Source organism: Robertmurraya kyonggiensis, from assembly GCF_005116465.1.
GTDB classification, from domain to species: domain Bacteria; phylum Bacillota; class Bacilli; order Bacillales; family Cytobacillaceae; genus Robertmurraya; species Robertmurraya kyonggiensis.
The window spans coordinates 26,397-47,623 of sequence record NZ_SWBM01000012.1 but is presented as its reverse complement, the minus strand read 5'-3'; the positions used below and the strand labels follow the sequence as shown (position 1 = coordinate 47,623).

Annotated in this window: 25 protein-coding genes; 6 read left to right on the top strand and 19 right to left on the bottom strand. The window is 41.3% G+C overall.

Annotated features, from left to right (window positions below):
• Positions 1–339 precede the first annotated feature (339 nt).
• From trxB to FA727_RS23025, 10 genes are all read right to left on the bottom strand, one after another.
• A complete protein-coding gene (trxB, locus tag FA727_RS23070; RefSeq protein ID WP_136833809.1) occupies positions 340–1,293 on the bottom strand; it encodes a thioredoxin-disulfide reductase in 954 nt (317 codons plus the stop codon).
• Positions 1,294–1,389: 96 nt separating this feature from the next.
• Positions 1,390–2,862, bottom strand: coding sequence for a tetratricopeptide repeat protein (locus tag FA727_RS23065; protein ID WP_136833808.1), 1,473 nt, complete (start codon positions 2,860–2,862; stop codon positions 1,390–1,392).
• A gap of 415 nt (positions 2,863–3,277) precedes the next feature.
• Positions 3,278–3,910 carry a bifunctional phosphoribosyl-AMP cyclohydrolase/phosphoribosyl-ATP diphosphatase HisIE gene (gene hisIE / locus FA727_RS23060; RefSeq protein ID WP_136833807.1) on the bottom strand — a complete coding sequence of 211 codons (633 nt, stop codon included), beginning with the start codon at positions 3,908–3,910 and terminating at the stop codon, positions 3,278–3,280.
• A complete protein-coding gene (gene hisF, locus FA727_RS23055) occupies positions 3,907–4,665 on the bottom strand; it encodes an imidazole glycerol phosphate synthase subunit HisF (RefSeq protein ID WP_136833806.1) in 759 nt (252 codons plus the stop codon). Before hisF ends, hisIE begins: the two co-directional genes overlap by 4 nt.
• Entirely contained in the window at positions 4,666–5,394 is a 729-nt protein-coding gene (hisA, locus tag FA727_RS23050; RefSeq protein ID WP_136833805.1) for a 1-(5-phosphoribosyl)-5-[(5-phosphoribosylamino)methylideneamino]imidazole-4-carboxamide isomerase, read from the bottom strand.
• A complete protein-coding gene (gene hisH / locus FA727_RS23045) occupies positions 5,391–6,014 on the bottom strand; it encodes an imidazole glycerol phosphate synthase subunit HisH (protein ID WP_136833804.1) in 624 nt (207 codons plus the stop codon). The genes hisA and hisH overlap by 4 nt, the downstream gene beginning before the upstream one ends.
• Positions 6,015–6,602 carry an imidazoleglycerol-phosphate dehydratase HisB gene (hisB, locus tag FA727_RS23040; RefSeq protein WP_136833803.1) on the bottom strand — a complete coding sequence of 196 codons (588 nt, stop codon included), beginning with the start codon at positions 6,600–6,602 and terminating at the stop codon, positions 6,015–6,017.
• Between the two features lie 17 nt (positions 6,603–6,619).
• On the bottom strand, positions 6,620–7,885 hold the full coding sequence (hisD, locus tag FA727_RS23035; protein ID WP_136833802.1) for a histidinol dehydrogenase: 1,266 nt from the start codon (positions 7,883–7,885) through the stop codon (positions 6,620–6,622).
• On the bottom strand, positions 7,882–8,526 hold the full coding sequence (hisG, locus tag FA727_RS23030) for an ATP phosphoribosyltransferase (protein ID WP_136833801.1): 645 nt from the start codon (positions 8,524–8,526) through the stop codon (positions 7,882–7,884). Before hisG ends, hisD begins: the two co-directional genes overlap by 4 nt.
• Entirely contained in the window at positions 8,523–9,707 is a 1,185-nt protein-coding gene (locus FA727_RS23025; protein WP_136833800.1) for an ATP phosphoribosyltransferase regulatory subunit, read from the bottom strand. Before FA727_RS23025 ends, hisG begins: the two co-directional genes overlap by 4 nt.
• 247 nt (positions 9,708–9,954) lie before the next feature.
• Between FA727_RS23025 and FA727_RS23020 the strand changes: the two genes are divergently transcribed.
• The 4 genes from FA727_RS23020 to FA727_RS23005 all read left to right on the top strand — a co-directional run bounded on the left by FA727_RS23020 (position 9,955) and on the right by FA727_RS23005 (position 12,662).
• Positions 9,955–10,995 carry a serine hydrolase domain-containing protein gene (locus tag FA727_RS23020; RefSeq protein ID WP_136833799.1) on the top strand — a complete coding sequence of 347 codons (1,041 nt, stop codon included), beginning with the start codon at positions 9,955–9,957 and terminating at the stop codon, positions 10,993–10,995.
• Positions 10,996–11,042: 47 nt separating this feature from the next.
• Positions 11,043–11,792, top strand: a complete 750-nt coding sequence (locus FA727_RS23015; protein WP_136833798.1) for a phosphotransferase family protein — start codon at positions 11,043–11,045, stop codon at positions 11,790–11,792.
• A gap of 15 nt (positions 11,793–11,807) precedes the next feature.
• A complete protein-coding gene (locus tag FA727_RS23010) occupies positions 11,808–12,137 on the top strand; it encodes an antibiotic biosynthesis monooxygenase family protein (RefSeq protein ID WP_136833797.1) in 330 nt (109 codons plus the stop codon).
• A gap of 96 nt (positions 12,138–12,233) precedes the next feature.
• Entirely contained in the window at positions 12,234–12,662 is a 429-nt protein-coding gene (locus tag FA727_RS23005) for an SRPBCC family protein (protein ID WP_136833796.1), read from the top strand.
• 384 nt (positions 12,663–13,046) lie between these two features.
• Here the strand turns inward: FA727_RS23005 and FA727_RS22995 are convergent, their stop codons facing one another.
• The 5 genes from FA727_RS22995 to hprK are packed head-to-tail and all read right to left on the bottom strand — an operon-like array spanning position 13,047 to position 16,965.
• Complete coding sequence (locus FA727_RS22995; RefSeq protein WP_136833794.1) at positions 13,047–13,577, bottom strand: acyltransferase; 531 nt, start codon at positions 13,575–13,577, stop codon at positions 13,047–13,049.
• Positions 13,574–14,230, bottom strand: coding sequence for a pyrophosphatase PpaX (gene ppaX, locus FA727_RS22990; RefSeq protein WP_136833793.1), 657 nt, complete (start codon positions 14,228–14,230; stop codon positions 13,574–13,576). Before ppaX ends, FA727_RS22995 begins: the two co-directional genes overlap by 4 nt.
• Positions 14,220–15,164, bottom strand: coding sequence for a nucleoside recognition domain-containing protein (locus tag FA727_RS22985; RefSeq protein ID WP_136833792.1), 945 nt, complete (start codon positions 15,162–15,164; stop codon positions 14,220–14,222). The genes ppaX and FA727_RS22985 overlap by 11 nt, the downstream gene beginning before the upstream one ends.
• A 17-nt stretch (positions 15,165–15,181) precedes the next feature.
• Positions 15,182–16,000 (bottom strand): prolipoprotein diacylglyceryl transferase, encoded by an 819-nt coding sequence (gene lgt, locus FA727_RS22980; RefSeq protein WP_136833791.1) that lies wholly within the window; start codon positions 15,998–16,000, stop codon positions 15,182–15,184.
• Positions 16,001–16,029: 29 nt separating this feature from the next.
• Positions 16,030–16,965, bottom strand: a complete 936-nt coding sequence (gene hprK, locus FA727_RS22975) for an HPr(Ser) kinase/phosphatase (protein WP_136833790.1) — start codon at positions 16,963–16,965, stop codon at positions 16,030–16,032.
• A gap of 205 nt (positions 16,966–17,170) precedes the next feature.
• Here hprK and FA727_RS22970 point away from each other — a divergent pair, with 205 nt between their 5' ends.
• A complete protein-coding gene (locus FA727_RS22970; protein ID WP_136833789.1) occupies positions 17,171–17,836 on the top strand; it encodes an N-acetylmuramoyl-L-alanine amidase in 666 nt (221 codons plus the stop codon).
• A 331-nt stretch (positions 17,837–18,167) separates the two neighbouring features.
• Here FA727_RS22970 and FA727_RS22965 read toward each other — a convergent pair whose 3' ends face one another.
• The 3 genes from FA727_RS22965 to FA727_RS22955 are packed head-to-tail and all read right to left on the bottom strand — an operon-like array spanning position 18,168 to position 20,005.
• On the bottom strand, positions 18,168–18,527 hold the full coding sequence (locus FA727_RS22965) for a phage holin family protein (RefSeq protein ID WP_136833788.1): 360 nt from the start codon (positions 18,525–18,527) through the stop codon (positions 18,168–18,170).
• A gap of 30 nt (positions 18,528–18,557) precedes the next feature.
• The gene (locus tag FA727_RS22960; RefSeq protein ID WP_136833787.1) at positions 18,558–19,655 is read right to left on the bottom strand and encodes a DUF4097 family beta strand repeat-containing protein; all 1,098 of its coding nucleotides are present in this window, start codon (positions 19,653–19,655) and stop codon (positions 18,558–18,560) included.
• A gap of 23 nt (positions 19,656–19,678) precedes the next feature.
• Complete coding sequence (locus FA727_RS22955; RefSeq protein ID WP_136833786.1) at positions 19,679–20,005, bottom strand: magnetosome magnetite crystal formation protein family; 327 nt, start codon at positions 20,003–20,005, stop codon at positions 19,679–19,681.
• A 170-nt stretch (positions 20,006–20,175) separates the two neighbouring features.
• On the opposite strand from FA727_RS22955, the gene FA727_RS22950 reads away from it, so the two are divergent.
• Entirely contained in the window at positions 20,176–20,460 is a 285-nt protein-coding gene (locus tag FA727_RS22950; RefSeq protein WP_246042025.1) for a hypothetical protein, read from the top strand.
• A 55-nt stretch (positions 20,461–20,515) separates the two neighbouring features.
• Here the strand turns inward: FA727_RS22950 and FA727_RS22945 are convergent, their stop codons facing one another.
• On the bottom strand, positions 20,516–21,226 hold the full coding sequence (locus FA727_RS22945) for a response regulator (protein WP_136833785.1): 711 nt from the start codon (positions 21,224–21,226) through the stop codon (positions 20,516–20,518).
• Position 21,227: the final 1 nt, after the last annotated feature.

Below are 21,227 nucleotides of genomic sequence, written 5' to 3'. Positions count from 1 at the left end.
AAAAAACCCCCATTTGGTTATTAGTTCTTCGACAGTTCTATTATACCAAAATGGAGGTTTTTTTCTTTTTGATTAAATCTTTGTGGTTTCCATTTTTATGGAAATGTTTTTCAGTGGTCTCAGGCCCTTCATAAAGACACTATCTACCCACTCTATCTCAACAACGTCCGCATGAGCCTTTCACGAAGACATTACCTACCCGCTCTATCTGAAAAATGTCCTTCACATGGTCGTTCATCAAGAATACATTTTTCTAAAACCAAGTCAAGACCCTCCAAAAAAAAACAAAAATGCCCCAAAATGGTCGCCTAAAAGACAACCATTTGAGACATCACAACGTTATGCTTTCGCTTTTAAAGTTTCAAGTAATTCTTCAATGTAGTGCTGTGCGCTTTGAGCAGCAATACTGCCATCGCCTGTTGCAGTTACAATTTGGCGAAGTGTCTTTTCGCGAATATCTCCAGCCGCGAAAATACCAGGTACCTTTGTTTCCATCTGGTCATTCGTTTCGATATAGCCATTTTCGTTCGTAATTCCAAGCTTTTCGAATGGCTTAGAAAGTGGCACCATACCAATATAAATGAAGACACCATCTGTTTTGAACTCTTGTTCTGAGCCGTCAACCGTGTTCATTAAAGTAACACTGCCTACTTTTCCACCATCCTGGCTATGAATTTCTTTAACCGTATGATTCCAGATGAATTCGATCTTTTCGTTATCGAATGCACGTTGCTGCAGGATTTTCTGAGCACGTAATTCATCACGACGGTGAACAATCGTTACCTTCGATGCAAAACGAGTTAAGTAGACACCTTCCTCGACTGCTGAATCTCCGCCACCGACAACAAGCAATTCTCTTTGTTTGAAGAATGCTCCGTCACATACTGCGCAGTAAGAAACGCCACGTCCACCAAGCTCTTTTTCACCTGGTACTCCAAGCTTTTTATACTCAGCACCAGCCGAAATAATGACGGCACGAGCCTTATATTCTTTAGAGCCTGCGATAACCGTTTTGTATTCTTCCCCATCAATGACCTCTTTGATATCGCCGTACGCATATTCCGCACCGAATTTTTTCGCGTGCTCGAACATTTTCGTAGATAAATCAGGTCCTAAAATGGATTCGTAGCCTGGATAATTCTCAACATCTTCTGTGTTAGCCATTTGCCCACCAGGTATTCCACGCTCAATCATTAATGTCGAAAGGTTTGCACGAGATGTATATACAGCAGCTGTCATTCCAGCTGGACCAGCTCCAACAATAATCACGTCATAAATTTTTTCTTCAGACATGTGTACCCCACTCCTTTGTAAAAAAACAACCTGCGAATAGTATTTCCTATCTACTCATATCCTATAAAACGACAGCCATTAAGTCTAAGATTATGCTCACAGGTTGTAGCTTTTCACAATTTTTATATATTTTTGCACGGTGGATAGGGATAGCTCATATTGGTCCGCCACAAACTGTTGCGATACCTTCTCTTTGTGAAGCTTTCTCCATGTATATTCCAAAGCCGCTGCAAGAGCTTTTTCGTTTTTTAGATTTTGGACATCTTCGGCTTTTGCCCATAATAAAAAACACATCATAAAAAGTGTAGCATTGGCTTTTCCAATCGGTTGGTGGAATTGATACAACGCCATAGCCGTTTGGTGAGCAATATGTGTATCTATCTTTCCTGTTAAGAATTGCAGATACTCTTTTTCCACTGAACTATTTGCCTTAAAAGAAGACAGAATCTCAGCCTTTTTAGCGGAAAATGAAGATAGAAATAGACCAAATAAGCGCTCTTCTACATGGGTCTCTACTAGGTATTTCTCAGCAACCCGTTGACTACTCTCAAATCCTTGAACAGTCGACTTCGACTTATTCCAAGGCTCTTGCCCTTCCTTTTCCGGATTAATCTGAAGAACCTTCTGCCAGCTTTTTTCAGCCGTTTGCATTCTTCCAGTATAATAAGCCGAATAAGAAAGCCAATAGTAAAACGGACCTTCACCTTCAAATCCTTGCTTGTAGAGCTTTTTTAACCACGAATAAGCTAATTCATAATCGCCGATTAACGCGAAAGTTGTTCCAAGCTTAAATTGGTGCTCAGCAGACATCGGCACTACTTTTTCAAGAATTTCCTTGATTTCTTTGACCGTGCCCCAATCCTGCTCGTAAAAAGAGAACACCGCTTTATTACATAAGGCATGAAGATTGCCATGATTTTTTTCCAAGACTTCATTTAGAAGATCAGCCGCTTGCTGCTTCTGACCTAAATAATAATAGGCCAAGGCTAAGTTATTGTAGGCAGACCAGTATTCTGGAAACTCCTCAATCACTTCCTTTAGAAGCTTCACCGCATTTGGAAAATCTCCTAGTTCAAGAAGTTCACGCGCTTCTTCTTGCTTCGAGATCAAATCATCATGCTCGTAAAAGTCCTCTTCCATGTCTTCTGCTTCAAGCGTCAAGAGGTCGAGAAGATCCTCTGCATCTTCCGCGAATTCCCCATCGCCTTCAAGTCGCATATAGAGAGAAGCATGCTGGTAAGCATCCTTAAATAACCCAAGGTGAGCATAATTGTTAGCGAGAAAATAGTGGCATTCCACCATGTCCTCATCCCATTCTTCTAGAATCATATGAAGGAGACGATTCGCCTCTTGATATTTTCCGTTTTCTGAAAGGATAATCGCTAATTGGCAAGCGATCATCGGCTCCCCTGGCTCGAGCTGCATCGCTCGTTCTAAATATTTAAGTGCTTTATGATTATCACGTCGTTGGTAAGCCTTCAACCCTTTTGTGAAGTAATACTCACCCGTCGGTGTAAAAGATAGCAGTATTCCTGTTGTTGATTTTGTTGCTTTCGAGTCTTTACTCATGGAATCCTCCATCATTTCAAGATATACCAAAGAAGTATACCACAAATAAGGGGTATTTGGTACCTTTGCAGGAATCGTAATCCGTTACTGTTGATGGACATTTTGCCACATTTGTCCAGTCCGATTTTACAGTTTAGAGTACTATTATTTCCGCACTCAAAAACCTTGGAGCAATAGCACCCCGAGCTGAAAAATAGCGGGAAAATTTACGGTTAATTAAGCAATTGGCTTTAAAAAAAGCTAAATAGACGGAAAGATTCCGCCTATTGACTCGAAATATTCGAAAATGAGAGCTATTGCGGTTGCCTAATCGGAAAATTTCCGCTTATTTGCCTCGAAACAAGCTCCATTCTACATATAACGGAAAAAACTCCGCTTATATTGCTATTTTGATACAACAACCCGACTGTCATTGCTACTCTTTCGATTCATGACGCTTATTAAGAACCTTCAAAACTTCAGTAAAAGGAAGCTTTTGCTCTTCTAGAAGAACGAGTAAATGGTATAGGAGGTCCGCTGCTTCCCATTTTAACTCTTCCGCATCACGATTCTTCGCCGCAATGATGACTTCAGACGCTTCCTCGCCAACCTTTTTCAAAATCTTATCGACGCCTTTTTCAAATAAATAGGTTGTGTATGCTCCTTCTGGACGTTCCAGTTCACGAAGGTGAATAACTTGTTGCAACGACTGTAAGATTCGATAGTCTTCAAGACTACTAGCCACCGAATCCCCAACTAGACTCTCTGTAAAGCAACTAGTGGTCCCATTATGACAAGCTGGACCCTCAGGCACAACGAGTACCACAAGGGCATCCTGATCACAATCGTATTTGATTTGCACAATTTTTTGCGTATTTCCGCTTGTTTCCCCTTTATGCCATAGCTCTTGACGTGAACGGCTGTAGAACCACGTCTCCTTCGTCTCCAGCGACTTTTCTAGAGAGTCACGATTCATATAAGCAAGGGTCAGCACTTCCTTCGTGCCCGCATCCTGGACAATGGCCGGAATTAATCCTTTTTCATCAAACTTGAGCTGTTCCAAATTCATCGCACGTTCACACCCTTATTTTTCAAAAATGTCTTCACTTCTTCTACCGATGTTTCTTTATAGTGAAAAATCGATGCCGCTAGAGCCGCATCTGCTTTTCCCTCATCAAAAGCTTCCGCAAAGTGCTCAGCATTGCCAGCTCCACCAGAACCAATAACCGGAACCGAGACCGCTTCACTAACTGCTTTCGTCAGTGCCAAATCAAATCCCTTTTTCTCACCGTCACAATCCATGCTTGTAAGGAGGATTTCCCCTGCTCCGCGGCGCACCGCTTCCTTCGCCCAAGAAATCACTTCTAAATCGGTCGCCACTCTTCCCCCATGTGTGTACACCCGCCAAGAGCCAAGCTCTTCATCGTATTTCCCGTCAATCGCGACAACAATGCATTGGGAGCCAAAAAAATTGGCACCTTCTGTGATCAGATCCGGATTTTGCACGGCTGGGGAATTCAATGAAACCTTGTCCGCGCCCGCACGCAACAGAACCTTCATTTCCTCTAACGATTTAATTCCTCCCCCAACGGTAAATGGAATCGCAAGTTCTGATGCAACAGCCTTTACTACTTCAACCATTGTTTTTCTTCCTTCATGTGAGGCAGAAATATCAAGAAAGACTAACTCATCCGCCCCTTGTTCATCATAAAAACGGGCAAGTTCAACTGGGTCTCCTGCATCACGAAGCTCAACAAATTGAACCCCTTTGACCACGCGTCCATCCTTTACATCGAGACATGGAATAATTCGTTTCGTTAACATTTACCTCACCTCCACCAAAGCTTCTGCCACCGAAAATCTGCCTTCATACAGGGCCTTTCCAACGATTGCCCCTTTGACGCCGCTTCCCTCGTATTTCTTTAAGGCCGTTAAGTCAGTTAACTGACTGACACCACCTGAAGCGATGACTTCCTTCTTCGTTACAAGCGCCATTTCTTCTACGGCCGCAAGATTCGGACCAGACAGCATTCCATCGGTCGCAATATCGGTAAAAATAAACGTCTCCGCTCCCGTCTCGGCAAATCTTTTACCAAGATCAATTGCCTTCATCTCTGAAGTGTTAAGCCAGCCATGGGTCGCGACATACCCATCTTTCGCATCAATGCCAATCGCGATTTGACTTCCATATTTACGCACCATTTCCACCGCAAATTTCGGATTGGAAATGGCAATGCTCCCGATAATGACTCGGTCAACTCCATTTTCGAGATAGTGAAGAATATCGTCCTCTGTGCGAATTCCACCGCCAATTTGCACCTTAGCATTCAACTTTGAAGCAGCCTCCAAAACGAAACGGTCATTCACCCGCTTGCCATCCTTCGCACCGTCCAAGTCAACCATATGAATCCAGCTTGCACCCTCATCCGCAAACTTCTGAGCCATATCAAAAGGGGAATCCCCATAAACTGTTTCTTTTTCATAATCTCCTTGAAGAAGGCGGACGCACTTGCCGCCGCGCATATCAATTGCTGGATAAATGGTAAAGCTCATAGTTGAGACATCCTTTCCTTTGTTAACTCGGTAAAATTGCGAAGCAGCTCCATGCCAAGCTTGCCGCTTTTTTCAGGATGGAATTGCATGCCAAACACATTGCCACGCCCAACTACCGCTGGTACTTCCACATCGTATTCACAGCTTGCAATGACCACGTCCTGAGCAGAAGTTTTCACATAATAGGAATGCACAAAGTAAACAAAATCCTCTTCAATATTTGCTAGAATCGTAGATGAGTTGTTGAATATCAGCCTGTTCCAGCCCATATGAGGAACCTTATAATCTTCCCCAGTAAAACGAACGACTTCCCCTGGTAAAATAGCGAGACCTTTGGTCAGCTTATTCTCCTCACTTTGATCAAATAGAAGCTGCATCCCGAGACAAATACCGAGAAGTGGTTTGCCCGATTCAACGAACTGCTGGATCATTTCCGTTAAGCCCGTCTCATTTAATCGTTCCATCGCATCTGGAAAAGCTCCGACTCCTGGTAAAATAAGAGCGTCTGCTGAGAGCAGTTGTTCTTTTTGCTCTGAAATGAAGTAGTTGACACCTAGTCTTTCCAACGCCTTGCTAACACTGAACAAATTCCCCATCCCATAATCAATGATTCCGATCATTTATAACATTCCTTTCGTGGAGGGGATTCCTTTGATTCGTGGGTCAATCGTTGTGGCCTCATCTAAAGCACGAGCCAACGCTTTGAAAATCGCTTCGATAATGTGGTGAGTATTTTGGCCATAATGGACGATGACGTGTAAATTCATTCGTGCCTCTAACGCTAACTTCCAGAGGAACTCATGGACAAGCTCCGTATCAAAGGTTCCAACCTTTTGACTCGGGAACGTCGCACGCATTTCGAGATGCGGACGATTGCTCAAATCGACAACGACTTGGGCAAGGGCTTCATCCATTGGAACAAAAGCATTGCCATAACGTTTGATGCCTTTTTTATCACCCAGGGCTTCTCGTAACACCTGACCAAGGCAAATCCCAATATCTTCGGTCGTATGGTGATCATCTACATCTGTATCACCATTGGCCGCAATCGTTAAATCGAATTGACCATGCTTCGTAAATAAATCAAGCATATGAGTCATAAACGGGACACCTGTTTCAAGGTTGGATTTCCCTTCTCCATCTATATTCAACGAAAGCTCAATACTCGTTTCATTCGTTTTTCGCGTGATACTTGACGTTCTGCTCATCCTTCATTCCTCCTAACCTATTTCCACCGAGCTTCAATCGCTCGGGCATGAGCTTCTAGCCCCTCTAAGCGGGCAAAGGAAGCAATTTTTTGACCATTCTCTTGAAAAGCTGATTCGCTATACATAATCACACTTGATTTCTTTTGGAAGTCCTCTACATTGAGGGGACTGGAAAATCTCGCTGTACCATTCGTCGGCAAAACGTGATTTGTTCCAGCAAAATAATCACCAACCGGCTCAGAACTGAATCTTCCGATAAAAATCGCTCCAGCATGTTTGATCTTTCCGAGTAGCTCCATCGCATTTGCTGTCATGATTTCAAGGTGTTCAGGGGCTAGTTGATTAACAGTTACAACTGCCTCATCCATATCGCGTGCTATGTAAATGGCACCAAAGTTCTCTATTGCCTTTGCTGCAATCTCTTTTCGAGGCAACTCAGCCAGTTGCTTTTCTACCTCAGCAGCTACTTCATAAGCTAACGTTTCGGAAGTCGTAACTAGCACACTACATGCTCGCTCGTCATGCTCTGCCTGCGATAGCAAATCTGCCGCTACCTCGTTTGCCCGAGCTGTTTCATCTGCTAAAATACTAATCTCACTTGGTCCGGCAATCATGTCAATGTCCACATCCCCGTAAACCTCACGCTTCGCAAGAGCCACATAGATGTTTCCCGGTCCCGTAATTTTATCAACCGGAAGAATCGTTTCGGTCCCATAGGCTAAGGCAGCAATGGCCTGCGCTCCGCCAACTTTATAAATTTCCTTAACGCCTGCTATATTCGCGGTCACGAGAACTGCCGCAGGAATTTTTCCATTCTTCCCAGGTGGAGAAACCATCACAATTCGTTTCACCCCAGCCACTTTTGCAGGAACAACATTCATCAAAACAGAAGAAGGATAAGCAGCAGTTCCACCCGGCACATAGAGACCAACTGAATCAAGTGGAGTCACCTTTTGTCCAAGAATCGTGCCGTTCTCCTCTGTCGTCATCCACGATGGACGAAGCTGTTTTTCATGAAAGGTGCGGATGTTAGTAGCAGCTTCCTGAATGATTGCGACCATCTCATCATCAAGGTCCGCATAAGCTTCATCGATTTCTTCCATTGATATGAGGAGCGAGTCAAGCACCGCTCCATCAAATTGCTCAGTATATCTTTTAACAGCTGCATCGCCCTCTTTTTTCACCTGCTCAATAATGGCCTTTACAGCTAAAAGCTGTTCTTCCGTGCCACTGTCAACCGTCCTTTTAATAGAAAGAGTGTCGGACACCTGTAGGATTTTCATCTTAATTTCACCCCTTCTTGCATTACGCTCGTAAGTCTCTCCACAAGCTCATTAATCCGCTCATCCTTCATCCGATAACTGACTGGATTGACAATTAATCTGGAAGTAATATCAACAATCCGTTCATATTCCACGAGTCCGTTTTCGACAAGGGTTCTGCCCGTTGAAACAATATCAACGATTCGGTCCGATAACCCGATAAGAGGAGCCAATTCAATCGAACCATTCAACTTAATGATTTCTACCTGCTCCCCTTGCTCGCGAAAGTAACGGGCCGCCACATTCGGATATTTGGTCGCTATCTTTGGGGCAACATCATTCATTCGCGTTCCCGGAAGGCCTGCGACCGCTAAATAACATTTACTAATCTGCAAATCTAGCAGCTCGTACACATCTCGTTCTTCCTCAAGCATGACGTCTTTACCGGCAATTCCTAAATCAGCCACTCCATGCTCTACATATGTAGGAACATCCATTGGCTTTGCTAAAATAAAGCGAAAGCGTTCCTCTTCCACATCTATAATCAATTTTCGTGAATCCTCAAATTCAGGTGGGAGTTCATAGCCTGCCTGGCGAAGAAGGTCTGCTGCTTCTTCAAAAATTCTTCCTTTTGGCATAGCAATCGTAATCAAGTCTTTCACGATTCGTTCCCCCTCCCTGCTTTTCCGATTAAAAAGGTTACTTCTCCATACTGCTCAGTGAATTGATCGATATTTTTTACTCCATTAATATCCTGAAGCGCCACTTTTACACCTTCACCGCGCTTATCTCTGGCAAGTTGAAAAGCTTCCTTTCGGCGTTCATCCGAAAATAGAATGCAATGAGCCGGTTCTGCCTTTTTCAACTCTCCTAATGCTTCAAGTAATCGGTCTACTCTTAGCGCAAATCCAGTCGCTCCTGTTGTTTTGCCGAATTTTTCAACGAGAAGATTGTAGCGTCCCCCGTTTCCAATAGGAAATCCAACCTGGTCCGCATACACCTCAAATAATATCCCCGTATAATAGCTCATGTGACTCACGAGTGTTAAATCAAACTTGAGCTTCTCTTGTTCACCGTAATCAACTACGATTTCCCAGAGCTGCTGGAGTTGGAGAAGCGCTTCTCTTCCTTTTCCGTTCTCGAGTAGGCTCTGCGCAAAATCAAGAACTTCCTCTCCACCCTTGAGCTTTAGAAAGTCCAACAGTCGTTGCTTATCTATCGAAGAAAGATTTAATCCTTTCACATGTTCTCTATAGCCTACAAAATTTTTTTCATATAAAAACTTCGTCAAAGACTGGGCTCGTTCCTCTGTGCCTAAAATTTGCAGGAATAACTCTTGTACAAATCCAATATGGCCAACAGAAATTTGAAAATTTTCTAGGTTTGCTTGCTTGAGTGCTGAAACCATCAGAGCGATCACTTCTCCATCCGCACTGACCGTTTCATCGGCAATCATTTCAACCCCAATTTGTTCAAACTCAGCTGGCCTTCCACCTTCTCGTTGCTGGGCTCTGAACACACTCGCTGAGTAGGCAAGTCTTAAAGGCAAATCCTCTTTTAATAGTTTCGACGCCGCCACCCTCGCAATCGGTGCCGTCATATCTGGACGAAGGACAAGCGTGTGTCCCTGACTATCTAGTAATTTAAAAAGCTGTTGGTCTAAAATGGCTGATGCCGTTCCAACCGTCTCGTAATATTCAAGAGCGGGCGTCTCCATAAATTGATAGCCCCACTGCTTCATTTCATTTCCAATTGCGTTTCGAACCTGGCTTTTTGCTTCATATAGCTCAGGTAATGTATCTCTCATCCCTAAAGGCTTTTCAAACATAAATAGCTGGCTCACAATATTCCCACCTTTGAAATTTTCCGAATCCTTTAGTTCGCTAACATATTAGCAAAGTGAAGTTATATGTAAGTTTACTCCTCGTGTAAGGTTCCGTCAACCATAAATTTCTAGTTCATTGGTAGGCTATTAGGTGAATTGGTTACTTGTACGCAGGTGTTCTTTCAGTCTAAAAGAGGGATCAAGATTTCGAAAATCGAATTATTATCTTGTATAAAAAACGAAACGATCGGAGGCATTTTTTATCTTGTTTCTCAAATCTAAAACCAATCATCATTATTCTTCAGTTTTAGAGCATGTTCATAACACATTTAATCAGGTAATTTGTTCTGGGTCCTCAGTTATCGTCATACATAAAGACTCTGTTGTTTTAGAGGAATATATCGGAAAACAATCGAATAAAAGTGACGCAAGGATAGTTAGCTCAGATACTCAATTTCATGTAGCTTCAGTTAGAAAAAGTTATATCGGATTTGCCGTCGCATACGCTGTGTATTACGGTCATATAGAAAACATAGATGACCTCGTCTTAAAATATCTTCCGGAACTTGATGAGACTATCTGGAGGGCCACAACAATCAGGCATTTATTAACTCATACACACGGTTTACACCAAAAAGACGGAACGGTTATACGTGAGTATCCCGTTGGGGAAAATTGGACATACCGACAGATTGGCATTGACACTTTAACTCAAATAGTTAAAAAAACGACTACAAAAACTGTATCCGATATTATTCACGAGCTAGTATTCGAGCCACTCGGTTTAATGGAATCCAATTGGTATGCGCAAAAACATGAAAAACTGGTAGATGTAATCCTTAGTGATGAGCAAGACAAAAATTGGAGATCAAGCGACAGCACAGAAGGCGACAAGATGAACATGTACGTATCAGCACGTGACTTAGCCTACTGGGGATATTTACATCTCAACCACGGGCAAATTGGCGGTAAACAAATTGTTCCCAAAGAGATCATACAATTGGCCACATCCGTACATAGCCCAGCGCTGATAGATCAAGACTTACCGCAAAATGGTTTTTTATGGTTTGTGAAAGATTTAAACGCTAGGAAATCGGAGATAGGTGCAGAAGTTCCAGAAGGTTCATACCAGATACTAGGTTATACAGGTGTAACTTTGCTCGTAATCCCACAAGAAGAGCTTGTTGCAGTAAGGATGTTTAATAGTTTTGGTTCACCGGATGGCTATGACTATTTATCTGATGTTAGGTCTTTCGGAGACACCATAATGAAATGTATACAAGAAATAAAGAGAACCTCCGTATAAATTAATCAATGTGTAAAAAATAATTGATTTTATTAGGGAGTGAAAAAATGAACCTAGTTAATCCAATTGCTAATGGCAATACTGCCGATCTTTTTCTTTACGATGATAAAATCATTAAAGTATTTAAAGATCATTTGCCCCCAACCGAAGCATTATATGAAGCAAAGAAACAAGAATACGTCTACACATGTGGACTAAGCGTCCCTAAAATATTTGAAATAACAGAGATTAATAGTAGACCGGCAATCATTATGGAATATATACATGGGGAAACTGTAGGCGATCTATTAATGAACAATATGGAGGAGGCTGAACATTACATAAGCATCTGTGTGGATGATCAGCAAAAACTTCATGATATGGTGGTCGACTCGGATTCACTTGAGCCAATGTCAGAGAAACTGTATCGTCAGATTGAAATGCCATCTCTACTAAATGAGAAGCAGAAGTATAAATTGTTAAGAAGATTAAACTCAATCGAATATGAACCAAAGCTGTGTCATGGAGATTTTCACCCTTTTAATTTAATCATGAACGAGGAAAAAGTTTATGTGATAGATTGGGTGGATTCCAGTTTTGGAGATATTCGCGCAGACGTTTATAGAACCTATTTATTATTTTCACAGACTTCGGTGAAATTGGCAGAACTATATTTAAACTATTACTGCAAAAATACTGGGTTAACAAGAGATGAGATTTTCCAATGGGCACCTATAATTGCAGGAGCAAGATTAGCCGAAAAAGTTTCTTCAGAAGACAACAAACGTTTAGTGGAAATCGTTTTACGATACTTATAAAGGGAGATACTAAAAATGGATAGAAGTACAAAAACTCCTCAACCACCCTATTATGCAGTGATATTTACTTCAGAACGGACTGATGGAGATAAAGGCTATAGCAAAATGTCCGAAAAAATGTTGGAATTGGCTTTTCAGCAACCAGGTTTTTTAGGGGTAGAAAGTGCAAGAGATATCGAACTAGGGATAACTGTTTCATATTGGGATTCCCTAGATGCTATAAGAAGTTGGAAAGAAAACTCACCCCATCAAATTGCACAAGAGAAGGGCAAAGAAGTTTGGTATAAAAACTACAAGGTCAAAATCTGCAAAGTTGAGAGAGAATACTCTTTTAAAATGGAATAAATACTTTGTTTATTTTTTAAATTTTCTAACTTTTATAAGATATTAATTATATAATTAAGAAGAAATTCAAGCTAAATTAACGAGGTGATGATACGTATGAGTAATCTAGCAACAATAACTGTAGAAACCACAGTCAATGCACCAGTGAGTAAAGTGTGGGAAATTTGGACCGAACCGCAGCATATTACGAAATGGTCTTTTGCTTCTGATGATTGGCATGCACCATTTGCCGAAAATGATTTAAGGGTTGGCGGAAAATTCGTTACACGAATGGAAGCAAAAGACGGAAGCTTCGGTTTTGATTTTGGTGGAGTTTATGATGAAGTTAGGAAAAACGAATTCATTGCTTACACGCTTGGAGACGGAAGAAAAGTAACGATCACTTTTATCGCTCAAGATAACTACACGAAAATCATTGAAACTTTTGATGCAGAAGCCACGCATCCCATTGATCAGCAACAAGAAGGTTGGCAGGCTTTTCTAGACAATTTCAAGAAGTATAGTGAGCTTACACAGGAAAATTAATCTGAATTACAGATACTCTTTTTTCAAATCCCTCTTCTTGTAATATCTTAGCCTTAGCTAGTTTAGTTAATAGGCGCATCGATAATTTAATAGTTCCATAAACGAAGAATAAAAAGAAGGGAAAGAGGAAAATCCAAGGAAACAGGCCCGGATTGCCATTACCACCCACTATACCAAACTCACTATTGATATTTAGTGTTTGTGTCATATGATTACTTACATAAAACAGCAAACCCGAAATTAAAATGCTTATGCTGTAGAAGATTTTAAACATATTCCACCTACTTTTAATGTCAATTTAGAGAATCTCTACCTTCTCCAGCAGCTATGCCTTTCCTTAATAAAAAAGGACATTACCATTCAATAGATGTAATGTCCTTCTTTTCATTTCTTCCCGTATATCATATCATCAGCCCAACGTTCTGATAGCTCTTCTTTGGTATATATGACTTTCATTGGATTTCCACCGACGAAAGCACCCGCTGGAACATCTTTGTGTACGAGTGTTCCTGCTGAAACGAATGCGCCGTCGCCAATTGTGACTCCTGGAAGAATCGTTGAATTTGCGCCAATCATTACTTCGCTACCAATTCGAACCTCGCCTAAGCGATATTCCTTAATCAAATATTCGTGCGCGAGAATCGTCGTGTTGTAACCAATAACCGTATTGCGTCCGACACTTATTTTTTCAGGGAACATAACATCAAGCATAACCATTAAGGCGAAGGACGTCTGTTCTCCCACTTTCATTCGTAAAAATGTTCGGTAGAGCCAATTTTTCATGCCGAGAAATGGCGTGTAGCGCGCCATCTGAATGACCACAAAGTTTTTGACAACCTTCCAAAAAGGGACGGTTTTGTACACATGCCACAAGGAATTCGCGCCTTCAACAGGATAGCGAGTGGTCCTTCTCATGGCTCTTCTACTCCGACAATCTCAAGCAAATCTTTCATATGATCTAGCATAAAATCTGGGTTGTATTGTTCAAGGAACGCTTTCCCTTTTAACGACCAAGCAACGCCAGCCGTCAACGTGCCGGCATTTTGTCCACCTTCGATATCATGGTAATTGTCCCCGATCATAATCGCTTCTTCCGGCTTCGAGCCAAGCTGCTCTAGTGCTTTTAGAACCGGCTCAGGATCAGGCTTCGCCTTCGACACATGATCAATGGCCACTATCACCTCGAAAAATGGGTCAAGCTTCGTTAACTTCAGCCCTTTTTCCACAACCTCTAATCGTTTTGTCGTGACGATTCCAAGCTTGAAACCTTTTTCCTTCAATATAGAAATCGTTTCATGAACGCCTTCAAATTCTGTTACAAGCGAATCATGTTTGGAAATATTATATTCCCGATAGATGCGGACCATTTCTTCCGTTTTCTCTTTATCCATCGAGTCGAACGTTTCCACTAATGTAGGACCCATGAATGGAAGTACGTCCTCCCTTTTATACTGGTCAGGGTAATAGATTCCCAGTGTGTGTAAAAAGGATTGGATGATCAATTCATTTGTATCAATTAATGTTCCATCTAAATCAAATAGTAAAGTAGTAATATTTCTAGTACTCATAGGTCGTTTCCTTTCTTTTCGAAATTCCCGCTCGGTTCCAAATCGTTGCGACAATAACCGTAATCACGATTGCCATCACTAAGCGAATAGTTAGCAGTGGCAATACTGGAATGCCCAATGGAACAAAGATCAACGTGTCTTCAACCACTGCGTGACAAGTTGCTAAAAAGATAACAGCAAGCGTAGCATCTTTCTTACTCACGCCTTCTTCTTTTACCGCCTGAATCATCACGCCTGCTCCATAAGCCAAGCCGAATAATAGGCCCGCAACCAGAGTCGTAGACGTATTTTCTTTCATTCCGAGCGCGCGGGTCACAGGGGCCATCCATTTTGAAAAAATCGCAAGCCATTTCAAATCTTTCAGGATTTGAATTGCAACCATTAACGGAATGACAATGATAGCAAGCTGGACAATCCCAAGCACTGCTTTTTCCACGGCATGAAAAATCATATTCCATAAACCAGTGGCACTTTCTTCAGTCGGTATCAAGCCGTATTTCGCAGCCTGATTTCCACCGTGCCAAACTAAGTTGATAACGATTGCCGAGATAAAGGCTAAGCCAATGCGCACCACAAGTGCGACCCACAGCTTAACCCCCACTCTCGTGACAACACTTGATTCGATAAACATATTGTGAGAAAAAGACAGCATCACAGCAATAATGAACACTTCTTTTACCGATAAATCAAGGGTGAAAATGGCCCCGATCGCTGCATAGATATTAAGAAAATTTCCGATTACAAGTGGGATCGCTGCATCCCCAGATAGACCGATTAGCCCCATCAGTGGCGCAATCAAATCAATGATCCATGGTAAAATCGGGGTATGCTGAAGAAAAGCAACAACAAGTGTAACGGGAAAAATAATTTTTCCCAACGTCCAAACTGTTTGAAGCCCTACTAGAAGCCCTTTCCGAATTGACTGAAGCCACATGTTTTACGTCTCCCTTTTTATGCCGAATGATCTAAGTATCTCTCATTCGCAAGACCTTTTACTCTTCTAAAAACAAGTAAAGCAACCGCCCCGATCACGAGCGCGATTGAAATCGTTTGTGCGATGCGCAGGTGTTCTGTCAGCATCAAGCTATCCGTTCTCATCCCTTCGATAAAGAATCTGCCGATTGAATACCAGATGACATAGGACAGGAACATTTCCCCTCTACGCAGATTCACTCGACGTAATGAGATTAATAGGATAAACCCTAACAGATTCCACACTGATTCATATAAAAAAGTAGGATGATAGTAAGTACCATTTATGTACATTTGATTGACAATAAAGTCTGGTAAAAATAAATTCTCTAAAAACGCACGGCTCACTTCCCCACCGTGAGCTTCTTGGTTCATAAAGTTTCCCCAGCGGCCAATCGCTTGGCCAAGAATGATGCTTGGCGCTGCAATATCAGTCAGTTTCCAGAAGGAAATGCCTTTCTTTTTCGCAAAAACATACGCCGTAACGACTGAACCAATCAATGCACCATGAATGGCAATTCCACCATTCCAAATCTTGATGATGTCGCCAGGATTTTGGGAATAATAGCCCCATTCAAAAAGCACATAGTAAATACGAGCAGAAATAATCGCAATCGGAATTGCCCACAGCATTAAATCCGCAAAAGTATCCTTCTCTAGCCCTCTTCTTTCCCCTTCGCGAATCGCAAGGAAAAGAGCTAGAGCAAGTCCAACACCGATAATAATTCCATACCAATGAACATCAATTGGTCCTAATGAAAAAGCAATTGGGTTAAGAGGTTTTATAGTTTCTTCCATTCTTCCGTCTCCTTTGTTTCTAAAAATTTTTATCTATCTTCGTGATCCCCATCTTCAATAACATCGGATAAGCGGCTCGCAAATTGTTCGGCTGCATTCACACCCATTCGTTTTAAACGAAAATTCATCGCCGCCACCTCAATGATAACAGCCAAGTTTCGTCCTGGACGAACCGGCACTGTTAACTTTGGAATAGATGTATCAATGATTCTCATCGTTTCTTCATCCAAACCTAAACGGTCGTATTGCTTCGTTTGATCCCATAGTTCTAGGTTGATAACAAGGGAAATTTTCTTAAAGCTTCGAACTGCGCCAGCTCCAAACAATGTCATTACATTGATAATGCCCAAACCACGAATTTCGAGAAGATGTTCAATTAACTCTGGAGAGTTTCCTACCAATGTATCGTCATCTTCTTGACGAATTTCAACGCAGTCATCAGCCACGAGTCGGTGACCTCTTTTTACTAGCTCAAGTGCCGTTTCACTTTTACCGACACCACTTTTACCAGTGATCAAAACACCCACACCGTAAATATCGATTAACACGCCGTGAACAGCGGTTGTTGGCGCAAGCTTTGTTTCTAAAAAGTTTGTTAAACGACTGGAGAAACGAGTCGTTTTTAATTTTGCTCGTAAAACCGGAACCGCTTCTCGCTCAGATGCTTCAATCAATTCATCTGGTACTGGCATATCCCTTGTCACAATAATAACAGGCGTAATATCTGTACAAAGTCGCTCGAGTCTGTCAGCTCGCGTTTCTGGATCTAATTTTTGAATGAAGGTTAACTCGGTCTTACCTAAGAGTTGTACCCGCTCCGCTGGATAATAATCAAAAAAGCCTGCCAATTCAAGACCTGGCCTTGAGATATCCGTCATCGTAATCGGGCGGTTAATCCCTTCTTCACCACTGATTAATTCAAGTTTAAATCTGTCTAAAATGTCCTTAGTGCGTACCTTTGGCAATGGGTACTCCTCCCTTGATGGCTGTATCTATTACTCATCACTTCGCATGAAGTGTTTCTAACTTAATAAAAGTTTCACTCTATTTTAGCATTTTTTTACGGATAACCAAATTTGTATGTACGAGTTTAATTGACCATATCCATTTTCGCCTCTCAAACATATGATAATAGTGTATACCATATCGGGAAAAGGAGGGTGTTAGAACATGAAAATATTATTAGATGCAGGCCACGGTTACAATACTCCAGGAAAAAGAAGTCCAGATGGTATGCGCGAATACGAATTTAATCGAGTAGTTGCGAGCTATGCGAAGTCCCTTTTGGAAAACTTCGAGGATGTGACAGTGTATTTTTCTCATTCAGACACGAAAGACGTCTCTCTTCAGGAGCGCACGAATAAAGCAAATCACCTAGATGTCGATTGTTTTGTCTCCATTCATGCAAATGCCTATGGGACGGGCTGGAACAGTGTCAGCGGGATTGAAACCTATGTATACAAAACGAAGCCAGCGGTAGCCACAGCCTTGGCTGAAAAGGTGCAAAGAAACTTAATTGTGGCAACAGGACTCACTGATCGCGGTGTAAAAACGGGGACCTTCCATGTCCTTAAGGCTACAGCAATGCCAGCTATTATCGTCGAGTGTGGATTTATGACAAACAAAGAGGAAGTTCAGTTGCTTCGTTCGGATGTCTATCGGAGAACTTGTGCGGAGGCCATTGTTAAAGGGATTCAGGGGCAATTCAAACTGAAGAATAAATCAGATAAGACGTATAAAGTCTTAGCGGGGCCGTTTCCTGAAAAAACAACCGCCACTGAATTGGTTGAGAAACTGAAAAAGGATGGCTACCAAGCCACGATTATATCTGAATAAGCTCTATTTTTTTGATTTTCTACAGGTGTACCCACTTAACCGGAGAAAGTCCGTTTATTTTGATGAATAAATGGATATTAGGTGAAATTGACGGAAATTTTCCGCTTAAATGACCTAAAGAGCCTTAAAATCCTGAAAATGAATAGCTTTACCGGAAAAATTCCGCTTATTTGTGGGAGAACAGGTGAATTTCTTGATTTAACAGGACTTTTTCCGCCTATTTTTCAATCTATTAAAATCGACACCCACCTTTCTGAATAAAAAAGGGCCGATGCTGTAAAAGAAGTTTCCTCGAGGAGTCGAGTTTTTCCTTCACAACCATCTAGCCCTTTTACTTTTTCTGTTTCTTATCCAATATAAAATTCTGAATGACAAGATTGATAATAGACATAATCGCCGAAATGAAAATGGCCATTCCCAGTCCACTGATTTCAAAAGCATCTCCGATAATCGCATCTGTTAAAAGCAACGTTACGCCATTAATCACAAACAAAAACAATCCAAGCGAGACTAAGGTAATCGGTAATGTCAAAATAATTAAGATTGGCTTCACCAATATATTGAGGATAGCAAGGACAATGCTCGCTCCAATGGCAGCTCCAAAGCCTTCAATGTAAAAAGAATCCCCGAAATATCCTGCCAACGCGATAAACAATACCGCATTTATTAAAATCCCCAAAATCCACTTCATAAACAACATCCTTTTATGTCAAAAGATCTTTTATATAGATTTTACTCTTTTTAGAGAAATCGAGCCCGTTTTTGCGTCGGCTCCAATTCTCGTAATTTGTTCAGCATGTGAAACTGGTAGAAAACGAAGCAGCTTCTGCATCACTTCACTTTTTTCCTCAAGCACCTGAATGCCACTTCGGTCAATATCATTAAAATTTCCTAGATTCGATTTCAGCTCACCGGAAATCACTGATGCTTCTGGAATATACAACTTAATACCACCCGCTGCCGTTTTCACCTCAATGATTTCACAGTTTGTATTGTTCACAGAACAATCAATGCCACCATTGAAGGATTGAACGTCGAGCTTTCGAAAGTTTCCATCGATTTTAATCGCTCCATTGAGTGTTTCCATTTCGAGATCATCAATGTTTCCATCACGAACCTCAATTTGACCGTTCGCTGTCTCCGCATCTACGTACTTGCTCGTGAGACTATACAGATTGATTTTTCCATTGGCTGTTTTCACATGATACTTTTCTACATGTAAGTTTTCACTATCGACTGAACCGTTAAACATTCTTATCTTAACATGTTCATACTCCGATTGTGGAATATAAAGTGTTGCTTGGACTTTCATCCACTTTTGCTGAGTATTAAAACGAAGTTTGCCCCCGTCAATCGCAAAAGTGACATCTTTCAAGAACGTATCGCGAGCTTCTTCTTGAGAATCGACGCGGTATACCTTTGCCTCGCACTCCACGCTAACATCCTGCTTCTCCCACGGAACGATTTTCACAGAACCGTTGGCGATGTCCACATCTATCTCCTTCAAATATACGTCACTCTCTTGAAAGTTATGAGAAATCTCCGTTGATTGTCCAAAATTAAAATCCAAGTCGATATCCTTTATCTTTTGAATCGCAGTATCCACGAATTCAAAGATTCTATCCTTTGCTGCGTGAAACTTTTGGTTGGCAAAAGGATCATCCTTCTTCGCTTCTTCAAATTTCACATTCGTCGATAGCTCTCCAGTTACAGGATTTTTCTCAGATTGTCCGAGTGCATCTAATAACTCAAGCGCCTCATTGACAGAAAGCTTCCCTTCTTTTACCATTGTTAAAATTCGTGTTCTTTCTTGTTCCATGGCTATTTCCTCCCTAAATCTCTTTATATTATGGTTTCCTTACTTAATACTTGAATACCTTTGACAATATTCCAAATGAAGATGATTATGCTCAAAATGATGGAAATAATGATCCCAACGAAAAGCATAATTGGGACTTCACCCTGATGGATTCCAATGATGTCAGCAAATGCTGCAAAAATGATGATCGGTACCGGAATGAGTAATAGTAGGTGTGAGATAAGTGCTTTCTTAGCATGATGCTTCACTTCCTTATCACCCGATACACAAAGCACTACGATTGGGACGATAATCCCGGCAAAAAATATACTAAAATAGCTCAATGCTGCTAATAATTTGTTTGATTCCATGTCTTTTTCCCCCTCCTCTAATAGTACGATCTTCAAAAAATAAGGTTTCATGCCGTGGGTGTATTTTTTAGTACGTCTGAGGTCTGATTTAGTTTGGTAACGGTTCTCCTTTACCAATTTATGCTAAAATTCAATTGTAGGATTTTGTTTTGGGAAAGGGATGGGATGAATTGGCGATATTCGTAGGATATGCAATTGCCATTATTGGCTCAGCTATGGCTTTTCAATTAACGAAAGGAAAATCCAAGAAAAGAAAATATATAGTTTGGGGCATCACCACCATGTTTGCGCTTGCACCGTTCTTCTCTTTTGCAATCGGGCTGAGCTATGCCTTTATTGTGCAAAATGGTTGGGCAGGAATGATTATGTGGTTGTTGTTTCCTATTATATTTATTATTGGACTAGGGCTGTTATTGGTGGGGATATTTAAGAGGAATTGGGCAGTTACTGAATGAAGAAAAGTCCTGCCAGACCGATTCTGAAGGACTTTTTGAGCATCGATTAAACAAACTATAAATAATCCGATATGAGACTATCATTGCTTTCATTATAGACATACTTGCTGATTGGACGGCCAATCGCCCCATAGGATATGTTGGTCTCCAAAACCCCAATGTCTTCTAGGAAATTTAGATATTTTCGAATTGACACTCTTGTTATACCCGTACGCTTGGCAATTTCGAGAGTGGAAAACTCTTGTTCACCAATATCTTTTAATTCGTCCCAAATTAGACTAAGCGTATGCTTTGTTAGTCCTTTTGGAAGATCCAGCGAGACTTGTAATTTTTCTTTTTGCAAAAGTATTTCATCTAGTTCTTGCTGATTAATTTGATTTGAATGACACCCGAGAAATTCCACTTTTTGCTGATAGGCAATGAGTGCCTCCTTTAAACGAGTAAACGTGAACGGCTTGATTAAATAATCAATTGTGCCAAAGCGCAATGCACTTTGAATTGTCTTAATATCAGAAGCTGCGGTTATTAAAATGACATCCATTCTAAAATCGGACTCGCGAATATAAGCTAATAAAGTAAGGCCGTTATCTCCAGGCATGTATACATCCAACAAAATCAATTCTACTTCATTGCTTGCAAGGAAGTGCTTTGCATCCTTCACTGAGGAAGCAATTGCTGCGGCTTGAAATCCCTCAATACTCTCCAAATAACGTTTATTTAACTCGGCTACCATTGGATCATCTTCAACGATCAACACGCGAATCATG